The sequence below is a fragment of the Xanthobacter sp. BG11Y11_SDJG genome, from assembly GCF_057364445.1.
This window is the reverse complement of sequence record NZ_JBNFNU010000774.1, coordinates 1-873: the sequence shown is the minus strand read 5'-3', so window position 1 is coordinate 873 and position 873 is coordinate 1. Positions and strand designations below refer to the sequence as shown.

Sequence of the window (873 nt, the reverse complement as noted above, 5' to 3'; positions counted from 1 at the left end):
CCGTCGAGCGGCTGCGCGAGCTGGGCGCGCAGTGCGCCTTCGCCCGGCAGGCGCCGGAATAGGCGCGCCACATACGGCATCGCCGCCCAGCGCGAGGCGCGGGCGACCCGCAGCCGGGATTCAGCGCCGTGCCGAACACCTGCGCCAGCGCATCGAGGGCGTGCTGAACCATGGCGTCCTCCCCCTCCTCCATCAGCCGGGCGGCGATGCCGCCGGCCACATGCACCACCGCGCCGTCCGCCCCGCCAGGGCGGATCACCGCCGAGACCGCGCCGCGCCCCGGCGCCGCCTCGGCGAAGGCGTCGAGGAAGCTGCGCTCCGGCAGGCCGAACACGTCCCGGTCGAAGCCCAGAACCACCTTCTCCACCACGCCGAGCGGCAAGGCGGCGAAGGCCGGCTTCGTAGATCATGCGGCAGAGCGGGGAAAAAGCCGAGCCGCCCGGAGGCGATGACTGCGGTCGGCACCGCCACCACCGCCGCCCGGCAGGAGAGCGTGCCGCGCGGCGTCTCCAGGGCGAGCCGCGGCCCGGAGCGGTCGATCCGCGTCACCGGGCAGGAGAGCGTCACCGGCACGTGCGCGGCATTCGCCAGCACCAGCGTGCCGAAGCCGCCGAGCACCGCCCAATTGTCGGGACTGTCGCGATAGAACGCATAGTCGCGGGTCGAGATCGCCGCCGGATCGGCCGCCGACATGAAGGCGAGCCAGTGGCGCGCCAGCGTCTCGAAGCGCCCGCCTTTCGGCAGGACCGCCTCGGCGGCGACATCGCGGCCCTGATCGCCGGCGGCGCGCACCGCACCGAAGGCGGCATCCACCTCGCGCCAGGCGTCGCCCGCCTCGTCCGGCGTGGCGAAGCGGTCGCCGAGATGGAGCAG

At 74.7% G+C, this 873-nt stretch carries 2 protein-coding genes; both read right to left on the bottom strand.

The features are described 5' to 3' along the window. Positions 1–334, bottom strand: a 334-nt coding sequence (locus AC2W7M_RS26450; RefSeq protein ID WP_486136155.1) for a hypothetical protein, incomplete at its 3' end; no start/stop codon positions are given. Next, a partial coding sequence (locus tag AC2W7M_RS26445) for an FAD-dependent oxidoreductase (RefSeq protein WP_486136153.1) occupies positions 256–873 on the bottom strand: 618 nt, incomplete at its 5' end. The genes AC2W7M_RS26450 and AC2W7M_RS26445, both read right to left, overlap by 79 nt.